Below are 17,402 nucleotides of genomic sequence, written 5' to 3' on the forward strand. Positions count from 1 at the left end.
CGTCAGTTCCTCCAGGGGGCTTCGCTGTCATCGTCAAACAACGGCGGCAGCTTTGCCTCGCTCAGGCTTTTGAACGCGCTGATGGCGCGGGTACGGCTGCTGCTTAAATCGACGATGGGCGCCGGGTAATCCAGGCTGGCGAACAGATCGCCACCTTTGCGCGCCTGCGGGTTATGCACGTCCTTGTCGCTAAGGGCGTTCAACTCAGGCAGCCAGTGACGGATAAACCGCCCCTGGGCATCGAAGCGCTGCGACTGGCTGACCGGATTGAAAATGCGGAAATACGGCACCGAGTCGGTACCGGTGGACGCGCTCCACTGCCAGCCGCCGTTGTTGGCCGCCAGGTCGCCGTCGATCAGGTGCTGCATAAAAAGCGCTCGCCCTCGCGCCAGTCGATCAGCAGGTTTTTGGTCAGGAACATCGCCACCACCATGCGCAGGCGGTTGTGCATCCAGCCGGTGGCCAAAAGCTGCTTGATTGCCGCGTCGATCAGCGGAATGCCGGTGCGGCCTTCCTTCCAGGCGGCCAGGTCTTGCGGTGCATCACGCCACGGCAAGGCTTCGGTTTCCTGGCGGAAGGCGCGGTGGCGCGACACCCGTGGGTAGCCGGCGAGAATATGTTTGTAGAACTCGCGCCAGAGGAGTTCGTTGATCCAGGTGATGATGCCGGTGTTGCCGCTTTCGAACTCGCCCTGGTTGCTCATCAGCGCGCGGTGCAAGCACTGGCGCGGCGACAGCACGCCGGCGGCGAGGTAGGTGGAGAGCTGGCTGGTGCCGGGCTTGGCCGGCAGGTCGCGTTGTTCGTGGTAGTAGCCGATCGCCTCGTCGGCAAAGGTTTCCAGGCGCTCATGGGCCTCGGCTTCGCCAGCCGGCCAGTAGGTGCGCAGGCTTTCTTCGGGGGTGGCAAAACCCGGTACTGAATCGGGTACGACGTCGGCCTTGATACCCAGGGTTTTCTGTTTCGATGGCAGCGCTACCAACGGCGGCAAGGCGGTGTGCAGACGGCTGTAGCAAACCTTGCGGAACTGGCTGAACACCTGGAAATAGTTGCCGGCTTTGGTCAGCACGCTGCCGGGCTGGAACAGCAATTGGTCGAGGTGACTGCGCCAGTGAATACCCTGCTCGCCGAGGCGGTCGGCCACGGCATGGTCGCGCCGGGTTTCGTTAATGCCGTATTCCTCGTTCACCTGCACGGCGGTGATTTCATGCTCGTTGCACAGCTCGGCGATCACCTGCGGCGCCTGGTCCCAGGTGTCGGCTTTGCGAATCAGCAGCGGCACGCCCAATTGCCCAAGGGCTTCACTCAGCTGGCTCAGGTTGCGCAGCCAGAAGTCGACCTTGCACGGCGCGTCATCATGCTGCTGCCACTGCGCGGGGCTGAGCAGAAACACGGCCACGGTCGGTCCGGCCTGCATGGCGGCGGCCAGGGCGCTGTTGTCCTGAACCCGCAGGTCGGTGCGAAACCACATGAGCTGGCGCATTACGGCTTGGCCTTGTGTTGGCCGAGCAGGTCGAGCTGCTGCAGGGTTTCCAGGGCCAGCAACGGGTCATCAGCCAGGTGCAGGCCATTGAGCTGGGTTTGCAGGGCGAGCAGGTCGGCCTGATGAATACGCACAGTCGGGCCGACCAAGAGGCGCGGGCAACTGCTGTCGGCGAGCAGTTTTGGCAGCTGTGCGCTGGCCAGCGCCTGGCCGGAATACAGCAGGGTGGCGCGTGGTTTGATGTGCTCGATGGCCAGCGCCAGTTCCAGCGGCGGCAGCGGCCAGTCGAACACCTCCACAGCGCAGTCGGCGCTGCTCAGCAGCCAGGCGGAGAGCCACAGCGCCGGCTCCATCGGCAGGTCGGACAGGTTCACCAACAGCAGCGGCGCGCCGCCCAGCTGACGGTTGTTGAGGTAGATGCGTGCACCCAGTTTGCTGCGCAGCCAGGAGTAGAAAAAAACCTGCTCCAGCCGCGCACCGAACTGGCCTTGCCAGCGCTGTTCGAGCTCGGCCAGCAAGGGCAGAAGCAGCTGTTCGCAGAGCAGTTTCGGCGGGTACAACTTTTCCACGCGCTTGAAGACATCGTCCAGGCGCCGCTCGGCTTGTTCGCTGATGGCGCTCAGCAGCGCTTCGCGGGCGTTGCTCCAACCGTCGCTGTCGACATGGGCGTTGGGCAGGGCGGCAGTTTTCAGCAGCGCTTTCACTTGGCTGACCGCCACGCCGCGATTGAGCCAGGTGAGAATCGCCTGAATGCGGGCGATATGGTCTTGGGTATACAGGCGATGACCCTTGGCCGTGCGCTGCGGCACGATCAAGCCATAGCGGCGTTCCCAGGCGCGCAGGGTTACCGGGTTCACGCCGGTGGTGCGCGAGACTTCGCGAATCGGCAGCAGGTTATTGGCGAGCGCGGCTTGCAGCTCGGCATCGGTGCTGTCTTCAAGTTCATCGAGTTGGGCGGTGTTTTTGCTCATGGTGTGTGCGTACGTTCCAGGTTAGAGCGCATTGCGCAGGCTCAGGGTGGCCGGGTGGGGCTGCAGGTACACCTGCTGCGCAATGTAGCGATCGGGGTGCAAAAGAAAGTGGTGCTTGAGCAGGGTCAGCGGCACCACCAGCGGCACATAGCCACGGCGGTACTGTTCGATCAACTGCTGCATTTCAATTTTTTCTTCGCTGCTTAATGTCTGCTTCAGATAGCCGCTGATGTGCTGCAGCACATTGCTGTGGGTGCCGCGGGTGGCGCATTTGCGCAGGGCTTCCATCAGCGCGCTGAAATAACGCGGCGCGAGCTCGTGCAGGTTGTGTTTGTCGAGGCCGCCGAGCAGTTGACCGAGGAGGCGGTACTGCTCCGGGTGGGTGGCCAGCAGCAGGTATTTGTAGCGAGCGTGAAAGTGGGTGAGGCGATGGCGGGTGAGGCCGCGTTCCAGTAGCTCATGCCAGTCGGCGTAGGCGAACACGCGGGTGAGGAAGTTTTCCCGCAGCACCGGATCGTTCAGGCGGCCTTCTTCTTCCACCGGCAAATCCGGCAGGGCGGCGCAAAAGCTTTCGGCATACAGCCCGCGTCCACCACCTGGGGCGGGCAGGCCGTTGGCCTGATAGACCTTGACCCGGTACAGCCCGCACGACGGCGACTTCTGCATAAAGATGTAGCCGCTAATGCCCTTGAGCTGTTCAGCCATTTGGCTGCCGTAATCGCGCAAGGCGGTGCTGACATTCAACTCGGGGTGCACGCTGCCTACGGCCTGCGGTGCGGCGATATCGCCGACCAGGCGGATGGGTTCGCGTGGGGTGCCCAGGCCAATGGCTACTTCCGGGCAGACGCCCACCAGGTCTACATGGTCGGCCAGACGCTCAGCGCAAAGCTCCGAGCGCTTGTGCCCGCCGTTGAAGCGCACTTCATCGCCCAGTAGACAGGCGCTGATGGCGATTTTCGGCTTGCTCTGACCCATGACGGCCCCTGGTGGTTAGTTGTACAAGGTTGAGTTCTTGTACAGCTTTAGGGTCAGCATAGAGAGATTGTTGTACAGGTCAAGTTTCTTGTACAAGTTTTTGCTGGGGGGCGTGCAGGACCAGCAGCCGTCATTCCCGCGAAGGCGGGAATCCAGAGTTTTGCAAGAGACGGTGCTCGACGCGCCATTCTGGGTCCCCGCCTACGCGGGGACGACGGAGTTTTCGCCGTGATGGGGGTGTCGGCTAGCGCCGAACCAACAAAACCCCGGATTCCATATGGTGCGTATACGGAAACTGATCAAACAACGCACACCGCTCCACCCGGTGCGTGTCATTGAGCTGAGCAATGTTCGCCGCCAACGTCTCCGGGTTGCAGGAGATATACAGAATGTTGTCGAAGCGCCGGGTCAGTTCGCAGGTATCCGGGTCCATGCCCGCACGCGGCGGTCTACAAATACGCTGCCGAACTCGTAAGCCTTGAGATCAATGCCCTGCAACCGGCGGAACGGTCGCACTTCATTCAGCGCTTCGGTTAGCTCTTCAGCGGACAACCGCACCAGCGTGACGTTAGCCACCTGGTTGTCATCCAGATTGGCCAGCGCGGCGTTCACCGAGGTCTTGCTGATCTCGGTGGCCAGCACCTTACGTACGCGGGTGGCCAGCGGCAGGGTGAAGTTGCCGTTGCCGCAGTACAACTCCAGCAGGTCGTCGCTGCGCTCGCCGAGCGCTTCATAGGCCCAGTTGAGCATGTGCTGGTTCACCGTGCCGTTGGGCTGGGTGAAGGCGCCTTCGGGCTGACGGTAGCTGAAGGTGCGGCCGGCGATGTCGAGTTTTTCCACAACGTAATCACGGTCTACCACCAGCCGCTGACCGCGCGAACGGCCAACGATGCTGACGCCCAGATCGCTCGCCAGTTGCGCGGCCGCCACCTGCCATTCGTCATTCAACGGGCGGTGGTAGCACAGGGTAATGAGCCCGTCGCCGGCCAGGGTGGTGAGGAATTCCACCTGGAACAATTTGAAACCCAGCGCCTTGCTGCCCTGCCACGCGGCTTTCAGGCGCGGCATCAGTTCATTGATGCGCTGGCTGGCGATGGGGAAATCTTCCATCAGGATCGGCGTGTGTTTGTCGCCGGCGGCGAACATCGCGTAGAAGCGGTCTTCGCCTTCACGCCACAGGCGAAATTCGGCGCGCAGGCGATAGAACTCGCGCGGCGACTCGAATACCTGCGGGGCCGGGGCGTCGAAGGGCGCCAGCAGGTCTACCAGGCGCTGCTTTTTTTCCGCCAGTTGGGCGTCGTACGTGCTTGGGTCGAATTGCGGCGCACTCATGCGTTGAACCAACCCAGCTTGATCACGAACAGAATCGACAGAATCACCAGCGCCGGGCTCAGTTCACGCCAGCGGCCGGACAGCAGTTTGATGGCGGTCCAGGCGATAAAACCAAAGGCGATGCCGTTGGCGATGGAGAAGGTCAGCGGCATGGCCAGCGCGGTGATCACCACCGGGGCGGCGACGGTGATGTCGCTCCAATCGATTTCCGCCAGGCCGGCGGTCATCAGCACGGCCACGAACAGCAAGGCCGGCGCGGTGGCAAAGGCCGGTACGCTGCCCGCCAATGGCGCCAGGAACAAGGCCAGCAGGAACAAAATGGCGACGACCACGGCAGTCAGACCGGTACGGCCGCCGGCACTCACGCCGGCTGCGGATTCGATATAGCTGGTAGTAGTCGAGGTACCGAGTACCGAACCGACCATCGCCGCGCTGCTGTCGGCGATCAGGGCGCGGCCCATCTTCGGCATATGGCCGTCGGCGCGCATCAGGCCGGCTTTTTTCGCCACGGCGATCAGGGTGCCGGAGTTATCAAAGATATCAACGAACAGAAAGGCGAACACCACGGTGACCAGGCCGATATTCAGCGCGCCCTTGATATCCAGCTGCATAAAGGTTGGGGCCAGCGACGGCGGCATGGAGAACACGCCACCGAATTGCGACACGCCCAGGGCGATGCCGGCAGCGGTGGTGACCAGAATGCCGATCAACACGGCACCAGTGATTTTGCGGGCTTCCAGGGCAACGATGATAAAGAAACCGAGGATGGCCAGCAGGGGCTCGGGCTTGCTCAGGTCGCCCATGCCCACCAGGGTGGCCGGGTTGGCGATGACAATGCCGGCTTCTTTTAGGGCAATCAGCGCCAGGAACAGACCGATACCGGCGGCAATGGCCGAGCGCAGTTCCAGGGGGATGCTGTTGATGATCCATTCACGGATACGAAAGATCGACAGCAGAAAGAACATGCACGCCGAGAGAAACACCGCGCCGAGCGCCACCTGCCAGGTGTGGCCCATGTGCAGCACGACGGTGTAGGTGAAGAAGGCGTTCAGGCCCATGCCCGGGGCGAGGGCGATTGGGTAGTTGGCGATAAAACCCATGATCGCCGAACCAATGGCGGCTGCCAGGCAGGTGGCGACGAAGACGGCGCCTTTGTCCATGCCGGTCTCGCCGAGGATGCTCGGGTTGACGAACAGGATGTAGGCCATGGTCAGGAAAGTCGTGATCCCGGCAAGGATCTCGGTGCGCACCGTGGTGTTGTGTGCGTTGAGTTGGAACAGTCTTTCCAGCATGGGGTTGGGCTCCGCGGATGTGATCAGTGGCCGTCTTGTTTATAAACCGAGTGTTTAGAAGCAAAGCACAGCCGCCTGGGCGGCGCCGGTTTTGCCCGTTCTCGGTCTACAGGGTGCGGCGAAAAAAGCGGCGCATCATACCAGTTCGCACGGCGGTGCTTGTGCCTTGTATCGGGCACATGACTGAAAGGAGGCAAGTCAGGGAAGGAGAGTGAAACGGGCCCGCATACGGGAAATGTATGTAGGAAGCGGCTGATTGACGCTAGCCGGACTTCCGACTTTAACGAGACGGTGCGGGTACGCCAAGGGCTTTTCGTCGCACTGAAAAATAAACCTGGCAAACGCAAAAATTACTTTTTCCTGTCACGTTTTTTGGAGTATCTAAAAGGCAGACCGTCGAATGCTGAAGCACAGCACATGTGTACAGTTTTCCCCCGCTGCGGCCGGGGATATTGACGGTTTGTGCGGCGGAGCGCTGTTACGGCATTCCGTCGCTTGGCTCCTATAAGAAGGTGACCGAGTATGGATGACCACGGACGCTCCAGCCCTACTGCTCCAATCCTCTACGCCCTCGATACCAACGTTCTGATCCACGACCCCAACGCCTTACTGAACTTCCAGGAACACCACGTCGCCATCCCCATGACAGTTCTGGAGGAACTGGACAAGTTAAAGACCGGCAAGCAAGGCGTAGCAGCAGAATGTAGGCAAGCCATTCGCCTGATCGACAAGATTCTGGGCGGTGCCACCCCCGAAGAAGTGGAACACGGTGTCGCCATCCAGCGCGACAAAAGCGGTCCCTGCGGTTACCTCTCCATCCTTATGAGTCGGCGCGCCGAGCCCATCACCTGGCTGCCGGAAGACCTCAACGACAACAAAATCATCAACCAGCTTGTGGACCTGAAAGCCCGCAAGCCGGGCCTTTCAGTTGTGCTGGTCACCAAAGACATCAACATGCGCCTCAAGGCGCGCGCCTGTGGCATTGAATCCGAGGACTACCACACCGACCAGTTGGTCGACGATATCTCGCTGTTGCCCCGTGGTTACCACACCCTTACCGGTTCGTTCTGGGACCGCGTGAGCAAGGTCGATACCCGTCAGGATCGCGGCCGTGCCTGGCACCGCGTGCAAATGACCGACAACTTGCCGGCCGTGCATATCAACGAATTCATCATCGACGAGCAGGGTTTTGTCGGCTGGGTCAAAGGCATCAAGGCCGATGAGCTGCTGATTCTCGACCTGCATCAGGAGCCATTGCTGCATCAGGAAGCCTGGGGCCTGCGCCCACGGGATATCTACCAGAGCCTGGCGCTGTTCGCCTTGCTTGATCCGGACATTCACCTGGTCAACCTGTCTGGCGCTGCCGGTTCGGGGAAAACCATCCTGGCGCTCGCCGCCGCCATCGAACAAACCATGGTTACCAAGCGTTATCGCCGCATCATCGCCACCCGCAGCGTGCAGGGGCTGGACCAGGAGATCGGCTTTTTACCGGGTACCGAAGCGGAAAAAATGGAGCCGTGGTTGGGCGCCATCACCGACAACCTCGAAGCCCTGCATATGGACGACGAGAACACCCACGGCAGCGTGGACTACATCCTTGGCAAGGTGCCACTGCAGTTCAAATCGCTTAACTACATTCGCGGGCGCAGCTTCCAGCAGAGCCTGATTCTGATCGACGAATGCCAGAACCTGACGCCGCACCAGATGAAAACCATCATCACCCGTGCCGGCACCGGTTCCAAAGTGGTGTGCCTGGGTAACCTGGCGCAGATCGATACGCCGTATCTGTCGGCACCAAGCTCGGGGCTTACCTATCTGACGGAGCGCTTCAAAGACTTCCCGCATGGGGTGCATATCACCTTGCAAGGGGTGCCGCGCTCGGTGTTGGCGGAGTATGCAGAGGCGAATATGTAGGAGGGTGGTTTGTCGTAGTAAAGCCGGGCCTTGTGCCCGGCTTTTTATTGCGCGATTTCTCACGACGGTGTTTGGCTCGAAACTCTGGATTCCCGCCTGCGCGGGAATGACGGTGTTCTTAGCAAAGTCCTCCGTCATTCCCGCGAAGGCGGGAATCCAGAATATTGTGGCGTACGCCATGGTGTGCACAGCACACCCTACGTGGCGTCCGCTTGCCACGCCTCGATCACTTCCTGCGCAGCACGAAACGCCTCGCCTACAGCCGGCACGCCGGCATAGGCGGCGCAGTGCAGCAGCGTTTCGCGAATTTCTTCCACCGTACAGCCGTTATTCAACGCGCCGCGCACATGGCCTTTCAGCTCCTGCGGGCACTTCAAGGACGTAAGCGCGGCGAGGGTGATGAGGCTGCGGATTTTCAACGGCAGGCCGTCACGGCTCCACACCGAACCCCAGGCGTGCTCGTTGATAAAGTCTTGCAGCGGTTGGGTGAAGTCGGTGGCGTTGTTCAGCGCGCGGTCGACGAAGGCGTCGCCCATGACCTGGCGGCGTACCTGTTCGCCGGATTTGGTTTGCTCAGTCATAACGGTCTCCTGATTCAGTCGAGGCTTTGCACGCGCACCGGGGCTGTGCCGGTCTTCAGCATGTCCAGCTGTTGGGCGGCGGACTTGGAAATATCGATCAGCCGCTTACGGTTGAACGGCCCACGGTCGTTGATGCGTACGACCACGGATTTGTTGTTGTCCAGGTTCGTCACCCGCACTTGGGTGCCGAAGGGTAGGGTGCGGTGGGCGGCGGTGAGTTGCGCCTGGTCGAAGCGCTCACCGCTGGCGGTTTTCTTGCCCTGGTGCTTGGCGCCGTAATAGGAGGCTTCGCCACTTTCGTTGTAGTGGCCGTTGTAGCGGTCAGCGTCGTTGTCGTCGCTGGGGGTGTTGCGAAAAGAGGGGGTGGTACAGGCGCTCAGTAGAGCGAGAAAGCTTCCTGCCAGTAGAACGCGCCACATACCTGTGTCTCCGAAAATTAGAACCCTCTCCCCCAGCCCCTCTCCCGCAAGCGGGCAGAGGGGAGCTGATCGGCAACTCGGTCTAGTTCCCTCTGCCCGCTGGCGGGAGAGGGCTAGGGAGAGGGTTTTGCCGTTAGCCTTCCAGCTTCTGCTTCAACAGTTCATTCACCTGCTGCGGGTTGGCTTTACCCTTCGATGCTTTCATCGCCTGCCCGACAAAGAAGCCGAACATCTTGCCCCGCTTGGCTTCATCGGCGGCGCGGTACTGTTCAACCTGCTCGGCGTTGGCCGCGAGCATTTCATCGAGCACGGCGGAAATTGCGCCGCTGTCGGTTACCTGCTTGAGGCCCTTGGCTTCGATGATGTCGTCGGCGCTGCCTTCGCCATTGGCCATGGCTTCAAACACCATCTTGGCGATCTTGCCGGAGATGGTGTTGTCGGTGATGCGCTTGAGCATGCCGCCCAGTTGCTCGGCGCTGACCGGCGAGGTGTCGATTTCCACGCCTTGCTTGTTGAGCAAACTGCCCAACTCAACCATCACCCAGTTGGCCGCCAGCTTGGCGTCGCCGCTAATGCCCACCACTTGCTCGAAGTAGTCAGCCTGCTCACGGCTGGAGGCCAGCACACTGGCGTCGTAGGCCGACAGACCGAACTGCGCCTGGAAGCGCTCGCGTTTTTGCGGCGGCAGTTCCGGCAGGGTAGCGCGGGTGGTGACGAGGAAGGCGTCATCGATGATCACCGGCAGCAGGTCAGGGTCGGGGAAGTAACGGTAGTCGTTGGCTTCTTCCTTGCTGCGCATGGCGCGGGTTTCGTCTTTGTTCGGGTCGTACAGACGGGTTTGCTGAATGACCTTGCCGCCGTCTTCGATCAGTTCGATCTGGCGCTGCACTTCGGTGTTGATCGCCTTCTCGATAAAGCGGAACGAGTTGACGTTCTTGATCTCGCAGCGGGTGCCGAACTCGACTTGGCCTTTCGGGCGAACCGACACGTTGCAGTCGCAGCGCAAGGAACCTTCAGCCATGTTGCCGTCGCAAATCGCCAGGTAACGCACCAGGGCGTGAATGGCTTTTACATAGGCCACAGCCTCTTTGGCGCTGCGCATGTCCGGCTCGGAAACGATTTCCAGCAGAGGGGTGCCGGCGCGGTTCAGGTCGACGCCGGTCATGCCGCTGTAGTCTTCGTGCAGGCTCTTGCCGGCGTCTTCTTCCAGGTGCGCGCGGGTGATGCCGACGCGTTTGACCGTGCCGTCTTCCAGGGTGATATCCAGGTGACCCTTGCCGACGATAGGCAATTCCATCTGGCTGATCTGGTAGCCCTTGGGCAGGTCTGGGTAGAAGTAGTTTTTGCGCGCAAACACGTTGTGCTGGCCGATCTCGGCGTCAATCGCCAAACCGAACTTCACCGCCATACGCACGGCTTCTTCGTTGAGTACCGGCAGAACGCCGGGCATGCCCAGGTCGATCAGGCTGGCCTGGGTGTTCGGCGCGGAACCAAAGGTGGTGGCGCTGCCGGAGAAAATCTTTGATTGGGTGGCGAGCTGGGTGTGAATCTCCAGGCCAATAACAACTTCCCATTGCATGGTGTATCTCCTCAGAAGCCTGTCGGTGTGCGCGTGTGCCAGTCAGTGGTGAGCTGATACTGGTGAGCGACGTTGAGCAGGCGACCTTCCTGGAAGTAAGGCGCGAGCAGTTGTACGCCAACCGGCAAACCGTCGACGAAACCGGCTGGCATGGAAATACCCGGCAGGCCCGCGAGGTTGGCGGTGATGGTGTAGACGTCTTCGAGGTAGGCGGCGACGGGGTCGTTATTTTTCGCGCCGATCTTCCAGGCCGGGTTTGGCGTGGTAGGACCGAGGATCAGGTCGACATCCTGGAATGCCGTCATGAAGTCGTTCTTGATCAGGCGACGAATCTTCTGCGCTTGCAGGTAGTACGCGTCGTAGTAACCGGCCGACAGGGCGTAGGCGCCGACCATGATGCGGTTCTGTACTTCCACGCCGAAGCCTTCGGCGCGCGAGCGCTTATAAAGGTCGGTGAGGTCTTTCGGGTCTTCGCAGCGGTAGCCGAAGCGCACGCCGTCAAAGCGCGACAGGTTGGACGATGCTTCGGCCGGAGCGATGACGTAGTACGCCGGGATGGCGTGCTGCATGTTCGGCAGGCTGATTTCCTTGACCGTCGCGCCGAGCTTTTCCAGCTCCTTGACACTGGCGTGAATCAGCTCGGCAATGCGCGGGTCGAGGCCGGCACTGAAGTATTCCTTCGGCAAGCCAATGCGCAGGCCTTTGATGGAGTCGCCCAAGGTGGCGGAGTAATCCGGCACCGGCTCGTCGACGCTGGTGGAATCTTTGGCATCGAAGCCAGCCATGCCTTGCAACAGCAGGGCGCAGTCTTCAGCGGTGCGGGCCAGCGGGCCGCCCTGGTCGAGGCTCGAGGCGTAGGCAATCATGCCCCAGCGCGAAACGCGGCCGTAGGTGGGCTTGAGGCCGGTTGAGGTTGGTCAGTGCCGCTGGCTGGCGAATCGAGCCGCCGGTGTCGGTGCCGGTGGCGGCTGGCAGCAAGCGTGCAGCTACGGCGGCAGCGGAACCGCCGGACGAGCCGCCCGGAACGTGTTCCAGGTTCCACGGGTTTTTACCGCGCCGTAGTGGCTCGACTCGTTGGCCGAACCCATGGCGAATTCGTCCATGTTGGTTTTGCCCAGGCTCACGGCGCCGGCGGCGGCGAGCTTGGCGACTACGGTGGCGTCGTAAGGCGCGGTGAAGTTGTCGAGCATCTTCGAGCCGCAGCTGGTGCGAATGCCTGGGTGCAGAACAATCTTTGTGCGCGAGCGGCGCGCCGAGCAGGGCGCCGGTTTCGCCAGCAGCACGACGGGCGTCAGCGGCTTGGGCCTGCTGCAACGCGCTGTCCTGGGTGACGGTAATAAAGCTGTTGAGCTGCGGGTCGAGTTGGGCGATACGCGCCAGCAAACTCTGGGTCAGCTCAACAGAGGAGAATTTTTTGGCTTCAAGGCCACGGGCAATCTCGGCCAGGGTCAATTGGTGCATGTCCACGTCCTTACTCAATAACCTTGGGAACCAGATACAGGCCGTCTTGCACGGCCGGGGCGATGGCTTGGTACGCGTCGCGCTGATTCTGTTCGGTCACCTGGTCTGCACGCAGGCGTTGGGTGGCTTCCAGCGGGTGGGCCAGCGGTTCGATGCCGGTGGTGTCTACCGCTTGCATCAAATCGATCAGGCCGAGGATGTTATTGAGTGTTTCAGTGGTGCGGGGGATATCGGCTTCGTTCAGACCCAGTCGGGCCAAATGAGCGATTTTCTCCACCTCGGAGCGTTCAAGCGCCATCGGGTGTTCTCCAATTAATAGAACGGCCTGTGAGAGGCGAGTAGAAGTCCGTAGGGATTGTCGTACGGAACGGATAAGATCAGCGCGCGGTCATAAGCCGCTAACTGGGCGCCAATGCCGGGAAAAGGCGCCAATTTAACATATTGGCGCCTTGCCCAAAATCCCCGTCGTGTTAGAGTTTGCGCCACTTTTTTACCCACGCGTTGCCTAGGGTCCCTATCCCATGTTTAAGAAACTGCGTGGCATGTTTTCCAGTGATCTCTCGATCGACCTGGGCACTGCCAATACCCTGATTTATGTTCGCGAACGCGGCATCGTGCTGAACGAGCCATCCGTGGTCGCCATCCGTACCCACGGCAACCAGAAGAGCGTTGTAGCGGTCGGCACCGAAGCCAAGCGCATGCTGGGCCGTACACCGGGCAACATCGCTGCTATTCGCCCAATGAAAGACGGCGTGATCGCCGACTTCAGCGTCTGCGAAAAAATGCTTCAGTACTTCATCAATAAAGTGCACGAAAACAGCTTCCTGCAGCCCAGCCCTCGCGTGCTGATCTGCGTTCCGTGCAAATCCACTCAAGTAGAACGTCGCGCCATTCGTGAATCGGCCCTCGGTGCCGGTGCCCGCGAAGTGTTCCTGATCGAAGAGCCAATGGCTGCTGCCATCGGTGCCGGCCTGCCGGTAGAGGAAGCACGCGGTTCGATGGTGGTAGATATCGGTGGTGGTACCACTGAAATCGCCCTGATCTCCCTGAACGGCGTGGTTTACGCCGAATCCGTACGTGTTGGTGGCGACCGTTTCGACGAAGCAATCATCACCTACGTGCGCCGTAACTACGGCAGCCTGATCGGTGAATCCACCGCTGAGCGCATCAAGCAGGAAATCGGTACTGCCTACCCGGGCGGCGAACTGCGTGAAGTAGACGTACGTGGCCGTAACCTGGCTGAAGGCGTACCGCGCAGCTTCACCCTGAACTCCAATGAAGTGCTCGAAGCGCTGCAAGAATCCTTGGCCACCATCGTGCAAGCGGTGAAAAGCGCCTTGGAGCAATCGCCGCCGGAACTGGCTTCCGACATCGCCGAGCGCGGCCTGGTGCTGACCGGTGGTGGCGCATTGCTGCGTGACCTCGACAAGCTGCTGGCCCAGGAAACCGGTCTGCCGGTGATCGTCGCCGAAGACCCGCTGACCTGCGTTGCACGTGGTGGTGGTAAGGCTCTCGAGATGATGGACCGTCATACGATGGATCTGCTTTCCAGCGAATAAGTTGGTCACGCAGTAGCCGTTGATGCAGTAGTCGTTGGGCCCACTCCGGTGGGCTCATTGCATTTACAACGGTGCTTAGCCTTACACTCCGTCCACCTGCCAGCGATGCGGACCGTATGAACATTCAATTCAGCGTTGGAGCACTTAGCCATTAAGCCGCTCTTTGCCAAGGGCCCCTCGTTAGGGGTACGCCTGCTGGTGCTGGTTGTACTGTCGGCCACGCTGATGGTGGTCGATGCCCGTTTTGAATCCCTCAAGCCCATGCGCAGCCAGCTCGGTCTGGTGCTGACGCCGTTCTATTGGCTGGCCGACTTCCCGGTACGCATGTGGGACGGCGCCACGCAGCAGTTCACCAGCCGCAGTGAGCTGTTGGGCGAGAACGAGAAACTCAAGGCCGAAGCCCTGCTGATGCAGCGTCGCCTGCAAAAGCTCGCGGCTTTGACCGAGCAGAACGTGCGCCTGCGTGAGTTGCTCAACTCCTCGTCCCTGGTGGATGAAAAAGTGTTGGTGGGCGAGCTGATTGGCGTCGACCCCAACCCCTTCACTCACCGCATCCTGATCGATAAAGGCGGCAAAGACGGCGTGTTCCTCGGTCAGCCGGTGCTCGATGCGCGCGGCCTGATGGGTCAGGTTGTCGAAGTGATGCCCTATACCTCGCGGGTGTTGCTGCTCACCGATATCACCCACAGCATTCCGGTGCAGGTAAACCGCAACGGCCTGCGCGCCATCGCCAGCGGCACCGGCAACCCGGAGCGCCTGGAACTGCGCCATGTGGCCGACACGGCGGATATCAAAGAAGGTGACCTGCTGGTGAGTTCGGGCCTTGGCCAGCGCTTCCCGGCCGGCTACCCGGTCGCGGTGGTGAAAGAAGTGGTGCACGACTCCGGTCAGCCATTCGCCATTGTTCGCGCCGTGCCGACTGCCGCGCTTAACCGCAGCCGCTACGTATTGCTGGTGTTCACCGACACTCGCAGCCCGGAGCAACGCGCCAGCGATTCGGCTGAAGCGCAGGAAAAAGTTGATCGTCAGGCCGAGCAGAAAGCGGCTGAAGCGCTGCAAGGCCCGGCACCGGCTACCACTCCGGCGCCGGCCGCTGCGCCAGCTCCGGCACCTGCTGCACCCGCCGCTACACCGGCAAAACCTGCCGCTACGCCAGCCAAACCGGCTGCAACTCCAGCCAAACCAGCCACGCAAGGAGAGCGTCGATGATTGGTCTGCGCCCGCGAAATGGCTGGGTCATCTGGTTCAGCCTGGCGGTGGCACTGCTGCTCAGCGTCGCGCCGTTGCCAGACTTTATGGAAGTTGGCCGCCCGCTCTGGCCGGCCTTGATCCTCACTTACTGGGTATTGGCCCTGCCGCATCGCGTGGGCATGACCACTGCCTGGCTACTTGGCCTCGGCGTAGATGTGCTGTACGGCACACTGCTGGGGCAGAACGCGTTGATCCTCACGCTAATTACCTTCCTGGTACTCAGCCTGCACCAACGCCTGCGCATGTTCCCCATGTGGCAACAAAGCCTGGTGTTGCTGGTGGTGTTTGGCTTGGCCCAGTTGGTGCAGTTGTGGCTCAATGCGTTGACCGGTAACCGCCCGCCAACCCTGGCCTTTGTGCTGCCAGCGCTGGTCAGCGCCTTGCTCTGGCCCTGGGTGTCGGTGGCATTGCGCGGTATACAGAAGCGTTTGAACGTCAACTAAGCGCGGCAGGCCGTTTCCTGCTGGCGCACTGCTCGACAGGGAGAGGTCTGCATGGCCACGCTATACCTGGCCTCCGGGTCTCCACGCCGGCGCGAACTGCTGACGCAAATCGGCGTGGCCTTCGCGACCCTTGCTGCCCCCATCGACGAAAGCGTACTGCCCGGCGAAACCGCCGAGGTTTACGTGCAACGTCTGGCTCTGGCCAAAGCCAAGGCAGGCCTGTCGACTCTTTCCCATTCTTCCGATGCCGTGGTGCTGGGCGCCGACACTGCCGTGGTGGTCGACGGCCAGATTCTCGGCAAACCCGCAGACCAGGCCGACGCCCTGGCTATGCTGCAACTGCTTTCCGGCCGTGAGCATCAGGTGCTGACCGCCGTCGCATTGGCCGATGGCCAGCGTAGCGACGTGCGTTTGATCAGCAGCGACGTGCACTTTCGCCCGATATCAATTTCCGAAGCCAACACCTATTGGGCCAGCGGCGAGCCGCAGGACAAAGCCGGCGGCTACGCTATCCAGGGCCTGGCGGCGGTGTTCGTCAGTGGCATGCGTGGCAGTTATTCGGCTGTGGTCGGCCTGCCGCTGTGTGAAACTGCAGCCTTACTCGCCGAATTTGGCATCCCTTGCTGGCTAAGCGTGAATGACCAGCGCATTGAGCGAGAGCCGTCATGAGTGAAGAAATTCTGATCAACATCACCCCCATGGAATCGCGCGTGGCGGTGGTGGAAAACGGTGTGCTGCAGGAAGTGCACGTGGAGCGCACCCAGCGCCGCGGGATTGTCGGCAACATCTATAAAGGCAAAGTGGTGCGCGTGCTGCCGGGTATGCAGGCGGCCTTTGTCGATATCGGTCTGGAGCGCGCGGCCTTTATTCACGCCTCGGAAATCTCCACGCGCGAAGGCGCGGCGGTGGAAACCATCAGCGCCCTGGTGCATGAAGGCCAGAGCCTGACCGTGCAGGTGACCAAAGACCCGATCGGCAGCAAAGGCGCACGCCTGACCACCCAGCTGTCGATTCCCTCGCGCTACCTCGTGTATATGCCGCGCACCAGCCATGTGGGCATTTCGCTGCGCATCGAAGATGAAGTCGAGCGCGAACGCCTGAAAAAAGTGGTGGCCGATTGCATCGCCGCTGAAGGTATCGAAGAGGCCGGCGGCTTTATTTTGCGCACCGCCGCCGATGGTGCGGGTGCCGAGGAAATCGTCGCCGATATCCGCTATCTACGTCGGCTGTGGAGCCAGATCGGCAGCCAGATGAAAACCGCGCCAACGCCGTCGGTAATCTACGAAGACCTCAGCCTGGCCCTGCGTACGCTGCGCGACCTGGTCAGTTTGCGTACCGAGAAACTGCGCGTCGACTCGCGGGAAACCTTCCAGAAGGTGGCGCAGTTCGTCGACGAGCTGATGCCGGAAGTGGCCGACCGTATCGAGCATTACCCCGGCGAGCGGCCGATTTTTGACCTCTACGGCGTCGAGGATGAAATCCAGAAAGCCCTGGAACGCAAGGTGCCACTCAAATCCGGCGGCTACCTGATCATCGATCCGGCCGAGGCGATGAGTACCATCGACGTCAACACTGGCGCCTTCGTCGGTCACCGCACCCTCGAAGAAACCATCTTCAAGACCAACCTCGAAGCGGCCACCGCCATCGCCCGCCAGCTGCGCCTGCGCAATCTGGGCGGCATCATCATCATCGACTTTATCGACATGGAAGATGAGGAGCACCAGCGTCAGGTACTGCGCACGCTGGAGAAGCAACTGGAGCGCGACCACGCGAAGACCAACATAATCGGCATCACCGAGTTGGGCCTGGTGCAGATGACCCGCAAGCGCACCCGAGAGAGCCTTGAGCAAATTCTGTGTGAGCCGTGCATCAGCTGCCAGGGTCGGGGAAAACTGAAAACCCCGGAAACCATCTGCTACGAAATCTTCCGCGAAATTCTGCGTGAAGCGCGCGCCTACCAACCGGAAGGCTATCGTGTGTTGGCCAACCAGAAAGTGGTGGACCGCCTGCTGGATGAGGAATCGGGTAATGTGGCCGACCTTGAGAGCTTTATTGGCCGCACGATTAAATTCCAGGTCGAGAGTATGTATTCGCAGGAACAATATGACGTGGTCCTACTCTGACTCCTCTCGTGACCTTTATCGC

At 61.0% G+C, this 17,402-nt stretch carries 13 protein-coding genes and 3 pseudogenes; 6 read left to right on the forward strand and 10 right to left on the reverse strand.

The genetic code is table 11. The features are described 5' to 3' along the window. Positions 1-2: 2 nt before the first annotated feature. From phrB to AC0V2S_RS14960, 5 genes and pseudogenes are all read right to left on the reverse strand, one after another. Positions 3-1,480, reverse strand: a pseudogene (gene phrB / locus AC0V2S_RS14940) (deoxyribodipyrimidine photo-lyase). Then, positions 1,480-2,451, reverse strand: a complete 972-nt coding sequence (locus AC0V2S_RS14945; RefSeq protein WP_475510430.1) for a MerR family transcriptional regulator — start codon at positions 2,449-2,451, stop codon at positions 1,480-1,482. Before AC0V2S_RS14945 ends, phrB begins: the two are co-directional and overlap by 1 nt. Positions 2,452-2,472: 21 nt before the next feature. After that, positions 2,473-3,426 carry a YbgA family protein gene (locus AC0V2S_RS14950; RefSeq protein WP_475510431.1) on the reverse strand — a complete coding sequence of 318 codons (954 nt, stop codon included), beginning with the start codon at positions 3,424-3,426 and terminating at the stop codon, positions 2,473-2,475. Positions 3,427-3,670: 244 nt separating this feature from the next. Then, positions 3,671-4,758 (reverse strand): annotated as a pseudogene (gene trmA / locus AC0V2S_RS14955) (tRNA (uridine(54)-C5)-methyltransferase TrmA). Continuing rightward, on the reverse strand, positions 4,755-6,050 hold the full coding sequence (locus AC0V2S_RS14960; RefSeq protein WP_475510432.1) for an NCS2 family permease: 1,296 nt from the start codon (positions 6,048-6,050) through the stop codon (positions 4,755-4,757). The pseudogene trmA and the gene AC0V2S_RS14960 overlap by 4 nt, the downstream one beginning before the upstream one ends. Positions 6,051-6,572: 522 nt before the next feature. On the opposite strand from AC0V2S_RS14960, the gene AC0V2S_RS14965 reads away from it, so the two are divergent. Further along, positions 6,573-7,964 (forward strand): PhoH family protein, encoded by a 1,392-nt coding sequence (locus AC0V2S_RS14965; protein ID WP_475510433.1) that lies wholly within the window; start codon positions 6,573-6,575, stop codon positions 7,962-7,964. Between the two features lie 197 nt (positions 7,965-8,161). On the opposite strand, the gene AC0V2S_RS14970 is transcribed toward AC0V2S_RS14965, so the two are convergent. From AC0V2S_RS14970 to gatC, 5 genes and pseudogenes are all read right to left on the reverse strand, one after another. Then, complete coding sequence (locus tag AC0V2S_RS14970; protein ID WP_475510434.1) at positions 8,162-8,545, reverse strand: carboxymuconolactone decarboxylase family protein; 384 nt, start codon at positions 8,543-8,545, stop codon at positions 8,162-8,164. A 14-nt stretch (positions 8,546-8,559) separates the two neighbouring features. Beyond that, a complete protein-coding gene (locus tag AC0V2S_RS14975; RefSeq protein WP_475510435.1) occupies positions 8,560-8,964 on the reverse strand; it encodes a septal ring lytic transglycosylase RlpA family protein in 405 nt (134 codons plus the stop codon). 133 nt (positions 8,965-9,097) lie between these two features. Continuing rightward, on the reverse strand, positions 9,098-10,543 hold the full coding sequence (gene gatB / locus AC0V2S_RS14980; RefSeq protein WP_475510436.1) for an Asp-tRNA(Asn)/Glu-tRNA(Gln) amidotransferase subunit GatB: 1,446 nt from the start codon (positions 10,541-10,543) through the stop codon (positions 9,098-9,100). Between the two features lie 11 nt (positions 10,544-10,554). After that, positions 10,555-12,004 (reverse strand): annotated as a pseudogene (gatA, locus tag AC0V2S_RS14985) (Asp-tRNA(Asn)/Glu-tRNA(Gln) amidotransferase subunit GatA). Positions 12,005-12,014: 10 nt separating this feature from the next. Then, entirely contained in the window at positions 12,015-12,302 is a 288-nt protein-coding gene (gene gatC / locus AC0V2S_RS14990; protein ID WP_475510437.1) for an Asp-tRNA(Asn)/Glu-tRNA(Gln) amidotransferase subunit GatC, read from the reverse strand. Positions 12,303-12,525: 223 nt separating this feature from the next. On the opposite strand from gatC, the gene mreB reads away from it, so the two are divergent. The 5 genes from mreB (at position 12,526) to rng (ending at position 17,380) form a co-directional block, all read left to right on the forward strand. Continuing rightward, entirely contained in the window at positions 12,526-13,563 is a 1,038-nt protein-coding gene (gene mreB / locus AC0V2S_RS14995; protein WP_475510438.1) for a rod shape-determining protein MreB, read from the forward strand. Between the two features lie 150 nt (positions 13,564-13,713). Then, positions 13,714-14,772 (forward strand): rod shape-determining protein MreC, encoded by a 1,059-nt coding sequence (mreC, locus tag AC0V2S_RS15000; RefSeq protein WP_475510499.1) that lies wholly within the window; start codon positions 13,714-13,716, stop codon positions 14,770-14,772. After that, a complete protein-coding gene (mreD, locus tag AC0V2S_RS15005) occupies positions 14,769-15,257 on the forward strand; it encodes a rod shape-determining protein MreD (RefSeq protein ID WP_457439063.1) in 489 nt (162 codons plus the stop codon). The genes mreC and mreD overlap by 4 nt, the downstream gene beginning before the upstream one ends. A gap of 51 nt (positions 15,258-15,308) precedes the next feature. After that, positions 15,309-15,926, forward strand: a complete 618-nt coding sequence (locus AC0V2S_RS15010) for a Maf family protein (protein ID WP_475510439.1) — start codon at positions 15,309-15,311, stop codon at positions 15,924-15,926. Then, entirely contained in the window at positions 15,923-17,380 is a 1,458-nt protein-coding gene (rng, locus tag AC0V2S_RS15015; protein ID WP_475510440.1) for a ribonuclease G, read from the forward strand. The genes AC0V2S_RS15010 and rng overlap by 4 nt, the downstream gene beginning before the upstream one ends. Positions 17,381-17,402 lie beyond the last annotated feature (22 nt).

It is taken from the genome of Pseudomonas sp. CC11G, from assembly GCF_056174845.1.